Below are 18,472 nucleotides of genomic sequence, written 5' to 3'. Positions count from 1 at the left end.
CACCTTGGTTGCGAGCAGACAGAGGTGGAGCAGCAAAGTAAACGCGTGCCTTGGAACATAGGCCGGGATCGCGCCGGTCGCAACCGGGCGGTCCGTTGGATGTCTTTTTTTGGCGCATGAACCCGACAGGGCGTTTACAGCAGCTCGCCCAACGCCTGCTTTACGCGCGCACTGGCCGCTTGCATCGGCGCGCGCAGCTCGCTGCCGATCAAGCCCTGCAAGGCCAACGCCGCCTTGACCGGCGCCGGGTTGGGCTCCATAAACAGAGTGTTGATCAGCGGCAACAGCGTGAAAAACGTCGCCCTGGCCTCGGCCAATTGGTGATCGCGCACTTGCTGGCACAGCGCTACAAAGGCCTCGGTGCGCACATGCGCCGAGGCTGCAATCGCGCCACTGGCGCCCAGGCACAGCGCGTTGAAGATCTGGATGTCTTCGCCGCACAATACATCCACGTCACCACTGGCCAGCAGCGCCAAGGTGTTGGCCAGGTCGCCGCCGCAATCTTTGATCGCAGCGATTCGCGGGTGTTTGACGATGTTCAACAACGTAGCCTGCTCGAAGGTTACGCCGGTGCGGTAGGGAATGTCGTAGAGGACAATCGGCACGCTGGAGGCATCCGCCACCGTGCGAAAAAACGCCTCAAGGCCAGCCTGGGAAGGGCGGATATAACTGGGCGCGGGCACCAGCAGACCGGCGACCGGGCGCTGGAGAATTTCGCTTTGAAAGTGCAGCAGTTCAATCTGGTTGCTGCCCGCCAGGCCCATCACCACTCGTTGTGCGGGCACCCATTGCAGCACGGCATCGAGCACGGCGAGCTGCTCCTGACGGCTCAACGCCGCGGCTTCTCCGGTGGTGGTGCAGACCATGATCCCGGCCACGTGTTTTTCCAGCAGGTGGCTGACCAGCCGGTGCAGGCCGATAAAGTCGATGGCGCCATTGTGAAACGGCGTGACCACGGGCACCCAGATACCTTGAAACGATGACATGCACTTTCTCCTGATGGTTGACCGCTAAAGTCACCGTCAGAAGGCCAGAGGGGATTGTGCAGAAGGAGGAGTGGTCCGTCGCGCTCAATGTCCTGTCAGCTCATCTGACGGGACAGCGCGCCCCGGTCACATGAGCGACTGTTTCTTCGATTTGAGGGCGTGCGCCACGCAACCTTGCGCCTTGGCAATCAAGCCAATCACGCAAAGGTTAACGAAAGACGCTGCTGACATGCGCTGGCACACCCTGAATAAGATCTGCATCTTCAGGGGATGTGACTGAATGTGTCAACCCCGCCGCAGGTGCTCGCGCACAAATGCGGCGACCTCGGCTGCCAGCTCCGCATCTTCCGGTGCGCCCATGAAGCCACCATGGGGCATGGCCTCGAACACATGCAGCACCGCCGGCACCCGCGCCTGGCGCAGGGCACGGTGCATGCGCACGGTGTTGGACAGGAACAGATCCCGTGTGCCGCTTTGCAGAAAGGTCGGCGGGAAGCCAGTCAAATCAGCAAACAGTGGCGACAGGTACGGGTGGGACAAATCCGCGCCGTTGGCATACAGCAGGTTGGTGCTCATCAGCGGCATGGGCAGAACCACGTCGACGCTTCGGTTGACTTGGAAACTGTCGCCGGATTCGGTCAGGTCAACCTCCGGCGAGAGCAGCACCAGCGCCGCCGGCATCGGCAACCCTTCATCACGGGCGCGCAAGACCATTGCCGCCGCCAGGTTGCCGCCTGCCGAACGGCCGCCAATCACGATGTGTTCAGGCGCATGGTGCTTGAGTACATGGCGGTAGGTGGCCACACAGTCATCCAGCGCCGCCGGGTACGGGTGATCGGGCGGCATGCGGTAGTCGATGCCGTAGCACATCACGTTGTGCTGGTCGGCCTGCTTGCCGGCGGCAATACGGCAGTTTTCGCCGCCACCGAACACCAGTGCGCCGCCGTGCAGATCAATGTAGGCAAAGGGTGTGTGACCTGGCGGTGTGGCCACGTGCACGGTGGCGCTTTCTACCGTGATGGTGTGCAGGTTGGCGCGCAGGGCGTCCGCTTGCCCTGCATTGGCGCTGGCGTAATTCTGGGCGACGACGGCTTGCAGCTGGCGCCAGCCATCGTGGTCGTGCGGTGCGGGCATGCTGTGCAGTGCGTTCAGCGGCACGCCATCAGCCCCGACCAGGCGCTGGAGTGTCGCCTGAGCTGGGGCGCTGATCGAGCTTGGGACCGGGATGGTGCGCTGTTCAAGTTTTACACCGTGGTTCATGGGCCTGAGACTCGCGTTCGACGACTGAGGCCGTAAGGATGCCAGAGTGCGGGCGGGTGTGGGAGCCGGCAGGCCTTACTCGGTCAACTGTGGGAGCGGGCTTGCTCGCGAAAGCGATGTATCAGTGGCCGTTAAATTGACTGACCCACCGCTTTCGCGAGCAAGCCCGCTCCCACATTAGGCCTGCGTCGCGTTCAACGCCCAGCTACCGCAGCTTCGATGGCGGCCACGTCGATCTTGGTCATGGTCATCATCGCCTCGAACGCACGCTTGGCGATGTCCGGGTCGGCGTGAGTCACCGCCTCAGACAAAACGCGCGGGGTGATCTGCCAGGACACGCCCCACTTGTCCTTGCACCAGCCGCAGGCACTGGCCTGGCCGCCGTTGTCGATAATGGCGTTCCAATAGCGGTCGGTTTCGGCCTGGTCGTCCGTGGCCACCTGGAACGAAAACGCTTCGGTGTGCGGGAACGCCGGGCCGCCGTTCAGGCCCAGGCAGGGAATGCCCAGCACGGTGAACTCGACGGTCAACACATCGCCTTGCTTGCCCGCCGGAAAGTCGCCGGGGGCGTGATGCACGGCCTTCACCACGCTGTCCGGAAACGTCTCGGCGTAGAACTTCGCCGCCTCCAGGGCGGTGCCGTTGTACCAGAGGCAGAGGGTGTTTTTGTTCATCTTGGGTCTCCACGGATTGGTCGGGTGTAGAGAGTCTAGACGACGGTCGATCAAGGCTAATTGTGTGTCAGCTGTTGAGCTATCGCGGCTTTGTCGATGACTGACCAGACCTGCGCAATTTTGCCGTCGCGGCTACAACAGGTTGTTCGGGCCGGGCGCCATGTTCAGGGCAAAGCAGGCGGGGAGGAAGAGGGCGAGGGTGGCGAGGTCCATGGCGGCTCTGGGTTGGGGTGGATGGAAGCGTTGAGGATAAATGCAGTTGAGGCGCTTGAGCAATTAGCGCGTGAGCCCCCGCGCGCGTGGGGCACAATCACGAAGTCAGCCCCTGAGGTCAGATTTATCTTGGCTTACTACGATACCCAGCCTGCCCCGCGCTTTACTTGAGTCGCCATGCAAAATAACCTGCGCCCTGCGTCATCACACACCGCGTTTTTCAGGGAGAAAATCAGTTGGTTACCACGAACATTGTTCACACGCTGGGTGTACCGACAGCGCTTGATTACTACGACCGCAGGTCGGTCCTGTTGCCCGCTGATATCACTGCACTGGAGGCGTGGAACATCATGACCGCCGAACCTGGGATGTTCATGCAGTGGGCCTTTCGGATCCGCGACGGGATTTCTTCGCGGTTCGGTGTGAAACGTATCGGTGGGTTCTCGGGCTCACCGCGAAACACCGTGCAGGCGGGCGAGCGGCTGGATTTTTTCCTGGTAGAACACAGCGCCCCGGACGTGTTGGTGCTGACCGAGCGCGACCGGCACCTGGATGTGATGATTTGTCTGTCGATCACTGATCGGGTGTTTACGATTACCTCATCGGTGCTTACCCATAACACCTTTGGGCGTCTGTACATGTTGCCGGTGGGGCCGGCGCACAAGCTGATCGTCAACAGCAACCTGAGGCGACTCAAACGCACGCTGGATGCACTGGAACAGTAGCCTGTCGCCAAGCTGCGTACCTGAAGAACCTGGTACTCAGAGGCACGCTTGTGTCAGTGGCTGGCGCACCCGCACGGTGTATGCCTTGGCGCGGATGCGGGCAAGAAAATCGGCGATTCTGCCAGGCTGAGCCATCCTCACGTTGAGGCTTTTTTCAGGAGTGAAACCTGCGCCCCAACGCATCCAGCCTTACCGCAATCGGCGGCAACTGCTCGCTGCTGCGCGCCAGGGTTTCCACATCATCGGCGGTGTTTTGTGCAATGTTCTGCACTGACTGCAGGCGCCCGACTATCTCCAGGTTGGCCGAGGTCTGTTCGCGGGTGGTCGTTACGATTCGCCCGTTCAGCGCGTCGATATGCGCGATGTCGGCGCCCACGGCCTGCAACATGTCCACCGCCAGTTGGCTGTCCTCTACGCAACGCGCTACACCTGCCTGGCTGTCGTGCATGGCCTCGACGGCCTGGCGGCTGCCGTGTTGCAGGCCCTCGATGATCTGTTTGATTTCCTGAGTGGAGACGGCGGTGCGTTGTGCCAGGCTGCGGACCTCATCGGCGACCACCGCAAAGCCTCGGCCTTGCTCGCCGGCGCGGGCGGCTTCGATGGCGGCGTTGAGCGCCAGCAGGTTGGTCTGGTTGGCGATGCTGCTGATCACTTCGAGTACGGAGCCGATCTGCTCGGCTTGCGTGGCCAGGCCTTGCACCGTCTCATTGGTGCCGTTGATACGTGAGGCCAATTGGGTGATTTCATGCTGAGCACGACCGACACTGTCCTGGCCGCGTGCAATCTGTTGGCTGGCCTTGCCCGCGTGTTCCACGGCTTGTTCAACGTGTAGGGTAATGTGGCCGGTGGCGTCTTCCATGCGCTGCATTGAGTCGGTCATCTGGTTGATTTCGACCAGTTGATGGCGTGCACCTTTTTCCAATGTGCCGCTGGCGCTGGCCAGGGCCTGGCCGAGTTGGCCGAGACCGTGGGAGTCGCGGGTCACGCCATCGATCAGGTGGGTGATCTGCTGCAGGAAGTGGTCGAAACGCTTGGCCAGGGACACATGCGCCTTGCCTTCACCCTGGGCGGTTTCTACCGTGAGCTGGGACGTCACGGCGAGCATTTTTTCCAGCATCTCCTGGCTTTCGACCGCCTCGGCCTGGCTATGAATGGCGAGGTAGAGCAGGGCGACCGTCTCCATCACTACGTAAAAGGCGTGTACGAACACCATGTTCCAGCCGCCATGATGGTCCATCACAAACACCGGGAAACCCTGATGCTGCAACGCGTGAAACACCACATGGTGGACGGCGATGGTCACCGCCGCGACGAGGATCGGCAGCCAATCGCGGTAAAACGTCAGCACCGCCAGCAGCGCGAAGATACCGAAGTGCGCTTCGATCAGGCCCTGCGCCTGGTTGATATGCAGCGCGGCCATGACCATCAGGCCGGCGCCGAGCAAACAGCGCATCAAACGGGTGCCACTGAGGGCGCGATAGAGCAGGGTAAGCACCACACTGGCGCCGCCGCCGACGAGCACGGCTTGCAGCCAGGTGTCGTGCCAGAAGGCCAGGCCCAGGGAGAATAGAAACATCAGCCAGATCAACGCCAGCATGATGCGGTCGGCTTTGCGGTAGTGCTCCAGGAAGCGTGCGCGTGCGGGCATTCACTTTTACTCCATGTGGTCGAGCCAGGAACAAAGCATGCGGCGTGCCACGATGGGCCGCCGGTAAAAAGCAAAGCAGGTATCAGGGTTTTTTTGCCGGATCAGCTGTAACAAATCGTTATCGGCAGTGAATAGGAAGACTTAAGAGTGGTCGCCCGAGCGGGCGACCGAAAATACAAACAGGATCAGAAGCTATATTTGGCGGTCACCATCATATTGCGCGGGGCGCCGTAGGAATCACCGCCGTAGCTCACGGAGTTGGAGATGGACTGGTAATAGGTGCGATCAAAGATGTTGTTGGCATTGAGCTGCAGGTCCAGATGCTGGTTGACCTGGTAGCCAGCCATCAGGTCGGTCACGGCATAGGCGCCTTGCTTGAGGCGGTAGGTGCTGCCGTCCGCGACTTTGAAGTCGTTGTACAAACGGCTTTGCCAGTAGACGTTGCCGCCTATGCGGAGTTTTTCCAGAGCGCCCTGGAAGTGGTAGTTGGTGGTCAGTTTGAACAAGTGTTCCGGGATGTCGGTGTCGAACTGTTTGTTAACATTTTGCGGGTTGGCGTCATCCTTGATGGTGTGGGTGCGCGCATAGGTGTAGCCGCCGCCAACCTGCCAATTGGGGGTCAATGCGCCCTGCAGTTCCATGTCGATACCCTGGCTGCGAATTTCGCCTGAGGCTATCGCGCAGGATGCCTGCGGGCAGTTCGGCACCACCACCGCCACGGCACGGTTTTCCTGGTCTACACGAAACAGCGCGACGCTCGCATTCAATGCGCCGCCCAGGTATTCGCCCTTGATACCGACCTCATAATTCTTGCCGACAATCGGTTTGAGCGGTGTGCCGGTGCTGTCCTTGTCACTCTGCGGGGTAAAGATGTCGCTGTAGCTGACATACACCGAGTGGTGGTCGTCCAGATCGTAGATAAGTCCGGCGTAGCGGGTGAGGTTGCGCGTTACATGGTAATCGCCATCGTTGCTGCCATGGGCATCGTAGTCATACCAGTCCAGACGGGCGCCGAGGATCAGCTTCAGCGGGTCCGCCAGGCTCAGGCGTGTGGTGAGGTAGACGCCGTCCTGGGTGGTGACGTCGCGGTCGTTGGTGGTGTGGACGAAATCCGGTTTGCCCGCCGTCAGTGGCCAGTTCAAGTTGTACGGGCTGTAGTTGTGGGTGGTCATGTCATAGATGCGGCGGCTGGCGCCGACCACCAATTCGTGGGTACGCCCGAAGGCCTGAAAGGGGCCGCTGGCAAAGGCGTCGACGCCGGCCTGGTCTTCATCGTAAGAGGCCTGGTAAACCGTTCGCGCCAGGGTGTTATTGACCCAGCGCGACTGATAGGAGCCCGAAAACAGCGCGTCCTGCTCAGCGTAGTTGGCGTTGATCTGCAGTTTCCAGTCGTTGGCCAGGCGCTGACGCAGTTCGGCAAACACCGTGTTGATCTCCTGGTCCTTGTTCTCCCAGCTGGTCCCTGGGTTGTAGGAGCGCGGCAGGTTCAAGTGATGGCCGTCCTGGCCGACCATCGAAGAACCCCAGAAATAGTTGGTTTTGTCCTTCTGGTTCGAGAAACCGAGGGTCAAAGTGGTGTCTTCGCTCAGGTCTGCCTCGGTGACGGCATAGAACAGGCCATGGTCTTCCTTGGCTTTGTCGATAAAACCATTGGCATCACGGTAAGAGGTCACAACCCGGCCGCGCCAAGTGCCGCTGTCATTGAGTGGGCTGGAGGCATCCAGTTCGCCACGGTAGTCGTCCCAGCTGCCGGCGGCGCCGGTGAGGGTGACCTTCTGCTCGTCCAGTGGTCGCTTGCGTATCAGGTTGATGGCCGCCGAAGGGTTGCCTGCGCCAGTCACCAAACCGGTGGCGCCGCGCACGATCTCGACGCGGTCGAACATTGCCAGGTTCGGCTGGGCGCCGACTGAAACGCCGTTATAGCCGGTGGGGATGCCGTCATACATCAGGTTGTCGATGTCGAAACCACGTGAGGTATAGGATTCCCGCCCAGGGCCACTGGAGAAATTCAGGAACAGCCCCGGCGTGGCTTTTACCACGTCGTTGATGCTGGTCATCGCCTGGTCGTCCATCCGCTGACGGGTAATGACCGTGACCGCTTGCGGGGTTTCACGCAGGGTAAGCGGCAGTTTGGTCGCGGTTGCCATCGAGCCGGTGGTGTAGGACTGGCTGCCTTCGGTCGTCGCACCGAGGACTTGCTCAGTGTTGATCTGCGTCGCACCCAGCTCAACCACCTCTGGCGGCTGTTGCGCGTCGGCGGCGAAGGCCGCAGGTGAGGTGGCAAGACAAACCGCCAACGCCATCAAACTGGGTGTAAAAGCTTTGCCACCATGAAGTTGTACAGACATGAAACGGAGTCTCCCCTGAACGCCGTCCCTGGCTAATAATAAATCTGTTGATAATCATTCGCATTAGTGTGGCAGATCGGTGCGAAGCAAAAAAGCCTTTGGGGAGGCATAGTTAACAAAAATTTCACATTTTCCAGGGTGGCATATGGCTAGAACCGTCACAGCTGGTCGGCGTCTATGACGGCCTTGGCAAACGCTGCCGGCGCTTCTTGCGGCAGGTTATGGCCGATGCCGCCGCTGACCAGACGGAACTGGTACTTGCCGGTAAAACGTTTGGCGTAGTCCTCGGGTAGCGGGTGCGGCGCACCGTTGGCGTCGCCTTCAAGGGTGATGGTCGGCACGCCGATGCTCGGCGACTGCGCCAGTGTTTGCTGCAGGGCCGCGTATTGCGCTTCGCCCTGCACCAGGCCGAGGCGCCAGCGGTAGTTGAACACCGTGATGGCCACGTGATCGGGGTTGTCCAGGCCTTTGGCGCTGCGCTCGAAGGTGGCGTCGTCAAAGGCCCACTTCGGCGAGGCGGTCTGCCAGATCAGCTTGGCGAAATCGTGGGTGTTTTTCTGGTAACCGGCGGCGCCGCGTTCGGTGGCGAAGTAGAACTGGTACCACCACTGCAATTCCGCTGTGGGTGGCAGCGGTTTTTTGCCGGCGGCCTGGTTACCGATCAGGTAGCCACTGACGGACACCAACGCCTTCACGCGTTCGGGCCACAGCGCCGAGACAATATCCGCCGAACGTGCCCCCCAGTCATAACCGCCCAGCACCGCTTGCCGGATCTTCAGCGCGTCCATGAAGTCGATCACATCCTGGGCCAACGCTGCCGGTTCACCGTTGCGCGGGGTCTTATCCGACAGAAAACGCGTGTCGCCATAACCACGGGCATACGGGATCAACACGCGATAGCCCTTGGCGGCCAACAGCGGCGCGACGTTGGCGTAGCTGTCGATATCGTAGGGCCAGCCATGCAGCAGAATCACCACTTGGCCATTGGCCGGGCCGACCTCGGCGTAGGCTACATCCAGCAGGCCGGCCCTGATGTGCTTGAGCGTGCCGAAACCGGCTGGGTACTGCGTTGCCGCGGGTTGCGGCTCGCTCATCTCGGCATGGGCCACGCCCACGGCAGCGAAGGGCAACAGGGCAAAGGCGAGGAAAAGTGGACGGCGTTTCAACTGAGCGTGCATGGCGAGCCTCCTTGGGCTTGATGTGTGCCTTGTGCTCAGTTGAACGTCGTGCTGTGTCGGCTGTGTTTCAGGAAGTGGCATGGGTTAAACACTGTGTATCGCAACGCGTTCTGTACACAGTGCGATACACCTACGCGGATCAGAAATCCATTCGAAGCCCCAGTGTGCCTTGGCGACCATTCAGCGCGTTGCTGTCCAGGTTGCGGTTGTAGCCCAGTTGGCCGTACAGGCTGATGCCTTGGGCAACGGTCAAGGTGGCGCCGAGGTTGAGGTCCAGCGTGGTCGATTTTTGCTCGGTGTCTATGTCGGTAGCATCGTCGAATCTTACGCTGTTGGTGCCGGCGCGGGCATGCCAGACGTTGGCGCGCACATACGGCTGCAGCGGCATGCCACGCAGCTCATAACTGCCGCGCAGGCGGGCACCCAGGCGGGTGGTGAGGTGGGTGTCGGCGTCGTAGGTGACGGCGGAGATCCGGTCTTGCTGGCTGTCCAGTCGGGTGCGGTCGACGATGAGCTGGGCTTGTGGCTCCAGTTCCCAGTGTGCGCTCACGGTAAATGGCCAGCCCACCTCGGCGGACGCCAGTGCATTGCTGCCTTTGGTTTTCATCTTGATGCCCCGGTCGGACTCATTGTTGCCTGTGAAACGAGTGCCCATCACCACCAGGTCCAGATAAGCGCGGTTGGCGCCGATCAGTGTCCAGTAGACGCCCAGGCTGTCGCCGCGCAAGGTGAGGCTGCCCGCATCCTTGCCCTGCAAGCCACCGTTGAAACCCTTGACGTCACCTTGCAAACGGCTGTGGCCGACAAAAAAGCCGACTCGATGAGCCTGGCCGCTGTCCGTGGTGGTGGCGTACAGGTCGCTGCCCACCTGAAACGCCGACACTGAGCTGTCCAGCGTCGGGCTGACCGTTCCGGCGAAGCTTTGGCGACTGTTGCCGCCATACACCCTGGCCCAGCCCGTGGGGAAAACTCCGGTTTGTTGCTGCTGGCGCTGATCGCCCACGCGTTCGTGGTAAGTCCCCAGCATGCCTTGCACGATTTGCTCGGCGGCCTCAAAGAGCACCGAGTAAACCGGCACTTCGGCGCGGTAGAGGGGGATGGCAGCGCTGCCCGAGCTGGGTGGCAATGCCGGTGTGCCAGGCGCTGGGGCGGGCGCCGCTATCACCGCACCGGGTGCGGGGATGGCAGGCACGGTAGAGCGCAGGTAGTAATTTTGCTCGGTACCTGCGGTCACGCCGCCTTTAAACAAGTGATAGTCAAATGCACCGGCAGACACGGGGCCTGCCAGCGAGAAGGCACCGACGCTGCTGGTGGCGCCCTGGTTTGCCTGCACCACCTCAATGCCATCCTGCACGGTCAATGCCCCTGCACCGCCCAGGTTGGTGATGCTGATCGCCGTGGTGCCTTGCAGGGTGCCGTGGCTGACCACCAGTTTGTCGCTGGCGGAGTTATCCGCGCCCAACACCGTTTGCAGTGCAAGTCGGCCGCCCGCGCCCAGGTAATTGCCGTTGACCGTCAAACTGTCGGCGGCGCTGGAACTGTCGCTGGTCATGTCGATCAGTCCGGCGTTGTTCAAGCTCGCCAATTGCCCGGCCGTGAAGGGTGAGAGGGTGCCGGTGGTCACGTTCAACCGGCTCGTTGCATCGATGCTCATTGCGCCGGTACCGGTGTCGCTGCCTCCCAACACAAATACGCCGCCTAATGTCAGGGCTGATCTATTGACTAACAACACCCGTTCCCAGCCGGTGTAGCGGTTCGGGGCACGGGTTTGTGTGGCGTCAAAGGTCAGGGTGTCGTTACCCAGGCCACCGTCCAGCTGGGGGTTGGAGGCCAACACGGTTTCGCTGAGGTTTTTCAGCAGAGCGGTATCATCGTCGGCGCCCATGAGAACTGCCCCGTTGAGGGTTCCGCCATCGGTCCAGATGAACTGATCGGCGCCGAAGCTGGTGAGGATCTGGCCGTTGACCCTGCCACCACTGATCTGAATCAGATCCACGCCGGCGCTGGTGCTGATGTTGCCACCGATGGTGCTGGTGCCCGACACGAGAATGGTGTCCCGGCCAAGCCCTGTGACCAGGTTGCCGACGATGGTTCCGCCGCGCATATCGAAGACGTTGTTATCGAGTTTCATGTCGACGCGGCCGATGGTGCCGCCGGTCATCAAGGCTTGATCGCCGTCTTCAAAGGCGCCCTTGATGGTGCCTCCGGTCAGGGTAAAAGTGTCATGTCCATCGCCTTGGGCCAAGGATTCGATGGTTCCACCGCTCATGACAAAATTGTCGATACCCCCGCCCTGGACGATCGCCCCCGCCTGCCCACCGCTGATCTGTACCCGATCAGCGCCATCTCCTTGGGTGATGGACCCCGTGACAGTGCCCAGGGTCAGGCGAAAAGTATTCTCACCGTCACCCTGGTTCAGCATCCCATTGATTGCAGCTGTCGCACCGTTGATCTCTACCGAGTCGTTGCCGGCACCGAAGGTGACATCGCCATTAAGGGTGCCGTTGCCGCTGAGGTTCAGCGTGTTGTTGCCGGCCGTGTCGGTAAAGCCCGGTGCGCCGCCGCTGTCGCAGGTTGAGGTGTCATTGTCGGCGGTGAGGTTGATCGTGCAGGCGCCAAGCGACGGCAGCGGCCAAGCCGCCATCAACGTGATACCCAGGGAAGTCAAAAAAATCGGCAGTGTGCGCATGGCGTGTCCTTGTCCAAGGGAAGTGCCTGCACCTGGGCAAACAGGTGCAGTTCAAGCCATGGCAAGCAAACGTGCGATACGGAGCGGGGACGGCGGTTTACCTGTTCGGTGAAAACCCCGGCTAGTGCAACGAGTTGGCATGGCTTTCTCGACTGCACATCAAGCTGTGCAGGTTTTTTTGCACCTTAGTCGCAGAGTCAACCGGACGCTACTGTGAGAACTGACAGGTACAGACCAGTGCTGCCCTAGGCAAACACGATCTCATAGGGCTCACGCATCCGCTCCAGCAATTTCTGGGCAAGCATCGGCGCCAGGCCGATCTCCGGGTCGCCGAGCAATTGGCTGGCATACGCGTGGGCGGCGTGAAGTTTGCGCGCGACGCTCCAGCTGTCCAGGCGCACTTTGCGCGCGCGTTGCCAGGGGATTACCGAGCCTTCGCGCAGCGGCCAGTGCCAGGCCCATATCGGCAGCTCATACAGGCGCGCGCCGGTGAGCATGCACGCTTTGGCGCTGGCGCGGCCGACGGCGTCATGGTCGTCGTTGCCGTCGTGGCGCCAGGTGGTGAACACCACGTCGCCCGGTTGCAGGTAGCGCGCAATGAACTGGCTCATGGGCTGCTCGCGGGCGGCGAGGGCGTTGTCACAAAACCCGCCGCGAATCCACTTCAGGCTGTGCAGCGGCATGCCCAGGCGCCGCAACGCTTCGGCGCTTTCCTGTGGGCGGATCACACTCAGGCGGCTTGCCGGCCAGGCATTCGAGCCTGGGTGGCTGGCGCTGCCGTCGGTGATCGAGATCAACTGCAGTGGGTGGTTGAGGGTGCTCAGCAGTTGCAATAAACCGCCACACGCCAGGACCTCATCGCCGGGGTGAGGCGCAATGACCACCACACGCGCACCGCGTGGCACCAGGGAGGAGGGCTTGATAACGGGGATGTGCGCCAACTGCGGCGCACTGTTCCAGATTTGCGCAGGGCCGCGACGGCCCTCGCTCAATGAGGCAGATTTCATGGGTGTCACGTCCTTGTCGAATGATGCCGGGTCGTACCCCGTTGACGGGACGACGCTCTTGTACTCAGCACAGGCTCCGCTGCGATGAACTGCGGCCATCCAACCCTGGATGACCAGCAAGGCGATTTCAGCATAGTCAAGGATTCAGCGTTTTTACATCGTGCACGGCGGAAATTTTCAGGTGGCCTGCATCAGGCTTTTGAGGTAGTCACCAAAACCGCCCTGTGCACGGCAGTTCAGGCGCGCGCTGGTGATCACCTGCGGTGTGTGGCTCCAGGCGATTGAGGCGCCGCAGCGTTCCAGGTTGCGCACCAGCTGCACATCCTCGTGGCAGGCCAGCGGCTCGAAACCACCGGATTGCACATAGGCAGCGGCGCTCACGCCCAGGTTGGCACCGTGAATATGCCGATGGCCGTCGCGGGCCTCGTAGGCTTGGGTGTAGCGGATCTGGGCGGCGGCGTCGAAGCCTTCGCTCCAGGCATCCACCGTTACCGTGCCGCACACGGCATCGGCGCCCAAGGCCAGTTGCGCCACCAACCAGTCGGGGGCGACACGGCTGTCGGCGTCGGTGCACGAAATCCAGCGCGCCCCCTGGTTCAACAAGTGCCGCGCACCCACTCCACGCACATGCCCGACGTTACGTGCCTGCACCTGCAAACACTGCACCGGATACGCTTGGGCAATCGCCGCGCTGCCATCGCTGCAACTGTCGAGCACGGCCAGGATCTGCACCGGTTCGCCGAGCAAGTCCGGGTGGCGGGCGGCAATCATTGCGGCTTTGAGGCACTCGCCCAACAGCGCTTCCTCGTTATGCACCGGGATCAGAATGCCGATCATCGCAAGCCCTCATGGCTGGCGACCGAGGTGCCGTCACGGCTCCACAGGTCGAGTAGAAAGTCAGTGTCGTGATGCTGGACGAGGTGGGCCATGCTCAGGCGTTGCGCGAGCATTTCGTGCACCTGTTCAGCCGTTTGCGGGCAGCCGTCGATGCGGGGGCGCCAGTGGCAGGCGAGCAGTTGGCCGTTGTCGGTCAGTGCGTTGAGCGCGCAGTCGATCAGGCGCTGTAAGTCTTCGGCATCGAGGTAGTAGCAAAGCTCGCTCAACACGATCAGTTCGAACTGGCCGGGCGTCCACTCCTGAGGCAGGCGGCTTTGCCGGACTTGGGCATGGGGAAACGCCATCAAGCGGGTCTGCGCCAGCGCCACGGCCGCGGCGGCGGTGTCGCAACACACCAGGCGGTCGCAGCGCGCTGCCAACTCGGCACTCAGCTCACCGTTGGCGCAGCCGGGTTCAAAGATCGACGTGTAATGGGGGCGGGTCAGCACGGCCAGGGTCAACGCGCGCTTGCGCTGTTCGTACCAGCGCTGGCGAAAGGCCCATGGGTCGTCATTGCCGGCGAACAACTGATCAAAATACGGCGTGGCCACACTCATACAAACACCACTTCAAAAGGTTGCAGCAAACGCTCCACCACATAGGGTGCCAGCACCGGTGCCAGGCCCACCTGCGGGTCGCCCTCCAACTGGCTGGCAAAGGCATGAATGGCGTGACGTTTACGCGCCACGGCTTCAGGTGTCAGCGCGATCTTGCGCGCACGGTGCCACGGCACCTGACTGTCTTCGGGCGTTGCCCAATGCCAGGTCCACACGGGCAGCTCGTAAAGGGTGGCACCGAGCGCCTGCGCCGCCTTGGCGCTGGCGCGGCCAACGGCTTCATGGTCGCAATGCCCGTCTTCGCGCCATGTGGTGAACACCACGTCGGTGGGCTTGAGATAACGCTCTATGAATGCGCTCAACTCATCTTCACGGGCCGCCACCTGGCTGTCGGCAAAACCTGCACGCAGCCATTTCAAGCTGTGCAACGGCAAGCCGAGGCGGTGCAGGGCCTGGGCCGATTCCTGCGGGCGCACCACGCTCAAACGCTGGACCGGCCAGCGCCTGGAACCTGGGTGACTGGCGCTGCCATCGGTGACGGAAATCAGCTGGATCGGCCGGCCCAGCAGGGCCAGGCCTTGCAACAGGCCACCGCAGCCCAGCACTTCGTCATCCGGGTGCGGAGCAATGATGACAGCGCGATGCCCTGCCGGCACCAACTGCTCGACACTGATCTGCGGCAACTGAGCCATCAGGGAGGAAGCTTGCCACTGGTGCAGTGGCGTGCCCTGGCCAACGATGGGGTTGGGTTTCATAACAGCCACCTCCCTGTGGGTTCGTCTGCCACCAGCTTTCCCAACGCCGCCAGGTCGCGCTCGGCGTGGCTTTGGCGTACATACACGGGTAAGTCCGCCATCAACTGGGCGAAGTGCGGATCCTTGCAATAAGGCCCGGCACCCACCGCGCGACCGACATGGTGCATGACCTGTTCGACCGTTTCCTCGATACACGCCCGTGCCTGTTGGGCCAACAGCTGCGCATTGGCGCGAGGGTCGCGGTCAATCTGCTCAGCGGCGTCGCGCAGCACACAGGCGGCGCTGTTGAGCACGCTGTCGACCGCGCCCAAATGCGCTAACGCATGGGGTTCAGGACGTTGGCTGCACTGCGCGCGCAGCACTTCCGCCAGGCGTTGTGCACCGCCATACCAACAGGCGGCGATACCGACGCCGCCGTGCCAGAAGCCCGGCCGTGACAGGTAGTCGCCCGGCTTGCCAACCGCAATGCCATGGGCCTCATCGAAGAGGATTTCGACACTGCCGGTGGCCGCCATACCCACGGCGTTCCAGCCGTCGTGGGTGACGGTGACGCCGGGCTGGTTCATCTCGACAGCCACCAACTGCTGGCGGTCGTCTTCGTCCCAAGCCGTCAGCAAACCATGGCTGACCACCGCAGCGCCCGAGCACCAGGCTTTGCGCCCATCGACGATCAAGCGCTGACCGTCACGGCGCACACGCACCTTGGCGGTCGGCGGTTCGGCGGCCCACATGCCCCAAACGCTGCCCAAGGGCGGCAAGGGGCTGTCGAGCTCGGCGATGATCGCCAGGGCATCCGTGTGGCCTTCGAACAGCTTGCACAGGCGCAGGTCATGACCTGCCACCTGTGCCAGCCGGCTGAAGCGCTCGAGCGTCTGGCCGCTGCCGGGCAATGGCAGTTGGTCCAGGCCTTCTTCCTGAAGTGCCTTCAGTGCAACGCCCAGCGCCTGAGTGTCGGCGTAGCTGCGGTTGCCTTGAAGGAATCCATGCAGGGCCATGTCACACCTCATCATCTCGTTGCAGTTCGAACAGCAGCAGGGAACGGCCCGTCACCGCGTATTCGTGCTCGAAATCAAAACGTTCCTGCCCGCGCACTGCCGGGGCATTGGTGTCGAGCATACAGGTCCAGAATTCCCCCTGGGGCACCGGCGGCAGGCGGAAATTCACCATGTCGTGGTGGGCGTTGACCACCAGCAACAGGGTCGCGTCACCGCCTGGGCGACGAATCCCGGTTTCCTGGGCGCGGCCGTCCATCAGCATGCCCAGGCAGCGGCCGTGGCTGTCTTCCCACTGTTCGGTGCTCATCTCGTTGCCATCCGGCGCCAGCCAGGTGACGTCTTTTACCCCGAGATCTTCGTTGTAGTCGCCCACCAGGAAGCGCCCACGGCGCAGGATCGGGTAGGCCAGGCGCAACTTGATCAGGCGTTTGACGAACTTGAGCAGTGCCTTGCCGTCGTCGTCCAGGTCCCAGTTGACCCAGCCGATCTCGCTGTCCTGGCAATAGGCATTGTTGTTGCCGTGCTGGGTGCGCGCGAACTCGTCACCGGCCACGATCATCGGCGTGCCTTGGGCCAACAGCAACGTGGCGAAGAAATTGCGCATCTGGCGCAGGCGCAGGGCGTTGATTTCCGGGTCTTCGGTGGGGCCTTCGACGCCGTGGTTCCAGGACAGGTTGTTGTTGCTGCCGTCCTGGTTGTTCTCGTCGTTGGCCTCGTTGTGCTTGTCGTTGTACGACACCAGGTCGTGCAGGGTGAAACCATCGTGGGCGGTGATGAAGTTCACCGAGCTGTAGGGCCTGCGCCCCCGGTGGTTGAACATCTCGCCCGAGGCGGTCATGCGCCCGGCAAAGTCCGCCAACTGGCCGTCATCGCCTTTCCAGAAGGCGCGCACGGTGTCGCGGAAGCGGTCGTTCCATTCCACCCAACCCGGTGGGAAGTTGCCCACTTGATAGCCGCCGGGGCCGCAGTCCCAGGGCTCGGCGATCATTTTCAGCTGGCGCAGCACCGGGTCCTGGCGGCAGGCCACGAGGAAGCTGTGGCGCTCGTCGAAACCGTCGCGGTAACGTCCCAGAATGGTCGCCAGGTCAAAGCGGAAACCGTCCACGTGCATCTCGGTGGCCCAGTAACGCAGGGAGTCGGTGACCATTTGCAGCACGCAGGGGTGGCTCAGGTCCAGGGTATTGCCGGTGCCGGAATCGTTGATGTAGAAGCGCTTGTCGTCGGGCATCAGCCGATAGTACGAGGCGTTGTCGATGCCGCGCATCGACAGGGTAGGGCCGCGCTCATTGCCCTCGGCGGTGTGGTTGTAGACCACGTCGAGGATCACTTCGAGCTTCTGTTCATGCAGGTGCGCGACCATCTCCTTGAACTCGGCGATCTTGCCGCTGGCCAGGTAGCGCGGGTCGGGCGCAAAAAACGCGATGCTGTTGTAGCCCCAATAGTTGGTCATGCCTTTTTGCAGCAGGTGCTGGTCGTTGACGAAGGCATGCACCGGCAGCAGTTCAACGGATGACACGCCCAGCTGGCGGATGTGCTTGAGCACGTCATCTTCCATCAGCCCGGCACAGGTGCCGCGCACCGACTCGCCCACCGACGGGTGACGCATGCTGATGCCACGCAGGTGGGTTTCGTAGATGATCGTGCGGTCCCATGGCACCCGCACCGGCTGGTCGTTGCCCCAGGTGTGCGCCGGGTCGATGACCTTGCACTTGGGCACGAAGGGCGCGCTGTCGCGTTCGTCGAAACTGAGGTCGTCGTCCGGGTGGCCGATGGTGTAGCCGAACAGCGCCTCGGACCATTTGAGTTCACCCACCAGCTGTTTGGCATAGGGGTCGATCAACAATTTGTTGTGGTTGAAGCGGTGACCATTGGCCGGGTCATACGCACCGTACACGCGGTAGCCGTAAATCAGCCCTGGGTGGGCGTCGGGCAGGTAACCGTGGAAGGTTTCGTCGGTGTATTCGGGCAGTTCGATCCGTTCAAGTTCGACCTCGCCGGTGTCATCGAACAGGCACAGCTCGACCTTGGTGGCATTGGCTGAGAACAGCGCAAAGTTGACGCCCAGGCCATCCCAGGTGGCGCCTAGAGGGAAGGGCAAACCTTCACGAATCCGCGACGGCTCGTTTTCCGGCGTGGCTGGGTTGTTATCGGGTTTGCTCATTAAATTGCTCCTGCAAGGGTCTTTTTCGGGCCGAGCGCTACCGTGCCGACGGTTGCTCAGCTAACGCACTGAAAAGTAAACAGGGCCGCCTGCCGAGCGTGTCGGCAGGCGGCGCGTGGGCTATTAAGGCTTGGGCTTTTTCGGCGCCGCAGGCTTCTTGGCCGCCGGCGGTGCGGGCTTGCTGGCTGCCGGGGCCGGCGGCTTGGCTTTTGGCGCAGGCTTGGGCGCGGTCTTGGGCTTGGCCGCAGCCTTGGGTTTGCTCGGGGTCAGCGCTTCGGCTTCGGCCAACTTGCGCGCCATCTCCCAGTGGCGTGCATCTTCACCGTGGGGCTTGCCTTCGGACTCCCAGATCTGATGCGCCAACTCGCGTATGCGTTTGTCTTCAGTACTCATCGCAATA

At 62.0% G+C, this 18,472-nt stretch carries 15 protein-coding genes and 1 pseudogene; 1 reads left to right on the top strand and 15 read right to left on the bottom strand.

All coding sequences use genetic code 11. From position 1 onward, the window contains the following. Positions 1–134 precede the first annotated feature (134 nt). The 4 genes and pseudogenes from dapA to BFP92_RS31525 form a co-directional block, all read right to left on the bottom strand. Complete coding sequence (gene dapA, locus BFP92_RS25065) at positions 135–986, bottom strand: 4-hydroxy-tetrahydrodipicolinate synthase (protein WP_065931588.1); 852 nt, start codon at positions 984–986, stop codon at positions 135–137. 285 nt (positions 987–1,271) lie between these two features. Next, positions 1,272–2,246 (bottom strand): alpha/beta hydrolase, encoded by a 975-nt coding sequence (locus BFP92_RS25060; protein ID WP_065931587.1) that lies wholly within the window; start codon positions 2,244–2,246, stop codon positions 1,272–1,274. A gap of 194 nt (positions 2,247–2,440) precedes the next feature. Beyond that, positions 2,441–2,920, bottom strand: a complete 480-nt coding sequence (locus BFP92_RS25055; protein ID WP_065931586.1) for a VOC family protein — start codon at positions 2,918–2,920, stop codon at positions 2,441–2,443. 135 nt (positions 2,921–3,055) lie between these two features. Next, positions 3,056–3,133, bottom strand: a pseudogene (locus tag BFP92_RS31525) (LysE family translocator); the annotation flags it as partial. Positions 3,134–3,369: 236 nt separating this feature from the next. On the opposite strand from BFP92_RS31525, the gene BFP92_RS25045 reads away from it, so the two are divergent. Continuing rightward, positions 3,370–3,858 carry a DUF2867 domain-containing protein gene (locus tag BFP92_RS25045; RefSeq protein ID WP_065931584.1) on the top strand — a complete coding sequence of 163 codons (489 nt, stop codon included), beginning with the start codon at positions 3,370–3,372 and terminating at the stop codon, positions 3,856–3,858. Between the two features lie 154 nt (positions 3,859–4,012). On the opposite strand, the gene BFP92_RS25040 is transcribed toward BFP92_RS25045, so the two are convergent. From BFP92_RS25040 to BFP92_RS24990, 11 genes are all read right to left on the bottom strand, one after another. Then, positions 4,013–5,506, bottom strand: coding sequence for a methyl-accepting chemotaxis protein (locus tag BFP92_RS25040; RefSeq protein WP_065931583.1), 1,494 nt, complete (start codon positions 5,504–5,506; stop codon positions 4,013–4,015). Positions 5,507–5,691: 185 nt separating this feature from the next. Continuing rightward, complete coding sequence (locus tag BFP92_RS25035; protein ID WP_065931582.1) at positions 5,692–7,854, bottom strand: TonB-dependent siderophore receptor; 2,163 nt, start codon at positions 7,852–7,854, stop codon at positions 5,692–5,694. Between the two features lie 158 nt (positions 7,855–8,012). Beyond that, positions 8,013–9,032: an alpha/beta fold hydrolase gene (locus tag BFP92_RS25030; RefSeq protein ID WP_065931581.1), complete on the bottom strand. Its 1,020-nt coding sequence runs from the start codon at positions 9,030–9,032 to the stop codon at positions 8,013–8,015. A gap of 139 nt (positions 9,033–9,171) precedes the next feature. Continuing rightward, on the bottom strand, positions 9,172–11,721 hold the full coding sequence (locus tag BFP92_RS25025) for an autotransporter family protein (protein WP_065931580.1): 2,550 nt from the start codon (positions 11,719–11,721) through the stop codon (positions 9,172–9,174). A gap of 245 nt (positions 11,722–11,966) precedes the next feature. After that, the gene (locus tag BFP92_RS25020; RefSeq protein ID WP_065931579.1) at positions 11,967–12,728 is read right to left on the bottom strand and encodes a PIG-L deacetylase family protein; all 762 of its coding nucleotides are present in this window, start codon (positions 12,726–12,728) and stop codon (positions 11,967–11,969) included. Between the two features lie 177 nt (positions 12,729–12,905). Next, positions 12,906–13,565, bottom strand: coding sequence for a glycosyltransferase family 2 protein (locus BFP92_RS25015; RefSeq protein ID WP_065931578.1), 660 nt, complete (start codon positions 13,563–13,565; stop codon positions 12,906–12,908). Next, entirely contained in the window at positions 13,562–14,161 is a 600-nt protein-coding gene (locus BFP92_RS25010; protein WP_065931577.1) for an SAM-dependent methyltransferase, read from the bottom strand. The genes BFP92_RS25015 and BFP92_RS25010 overlap by 4 nt, the downstream gene beginning before the upstream one ends. Continuing rightward, positions 14,158–14,916: a PIG-L deacetylase family protein gene (locus tag BFP92_RS25005; protein ID WP_065931576.1), complete on the bottom strand. Its 759-nt coding sequence runs from the start codon at positions 14,914–14,916 to the stop codon at positions 14,158–14,160. Before BFP92_RS25005 ends, BFP92_RS25010 begins: the two co-directional genes overlap by 4 nt. Further along, complete coding sequence (locus tag BFP92_RS25000; protein ID WP_065931575.1) at positions 14,913–15,911, bottom strand: acyl-CoA dehydrogenase family protein; 999 nt, start codon at positions 15,909–15,911, stop codon at positions 14,913–14,915. The genes BFP92_RS25005 and BFP92_RS25000 overlap by 4 nt, the downstream gene beginning before the upstream one ends. A gap of 1 nt (position 15,912) precedes the next feature. Further along, on the bottom strand, positions 15,913–18,072 hold the full coding sequence (gene glgX, locus BFP92_RS24995; protein ID WP_065931574.1) for a glycogen debranching protein GlgX: 2,160 nt from the start codon (positions 18,070–18,072) through the stop codon (positions 15,913–15,915). A gap of 123 nt (positions 18,073–18,195) precedes the next feature. Next, positions 18,196–18,465: a DUF2934 domain-containing protein gene (locus BFP92_RS24990; protein WP_017138916.1), complete on the bottom strand. Its 270-nt coding sequence runs from the start codon at positions 18,463–18,465 to the stop codon at positions 18,196–18,198. Between the last annotated feature and the right edge of the window lie 7 nt (positions 18,466–18,472).

The sequence above is a fragment of the Pseudomonas sp. 58 R 3 genome (assembly GCF_900006605.1).
GTDB classification, from domain to species: Bacteria; Pseudomonadota; Gammaproteobacteria; order Pseudomonadales; family Pseudomonadaceae; genus Aquipseudomonas; species Aquipseudomonas salomonii.
This window is presented reverse-complemented; position numbering and strand designations above follow the sequence as displayed.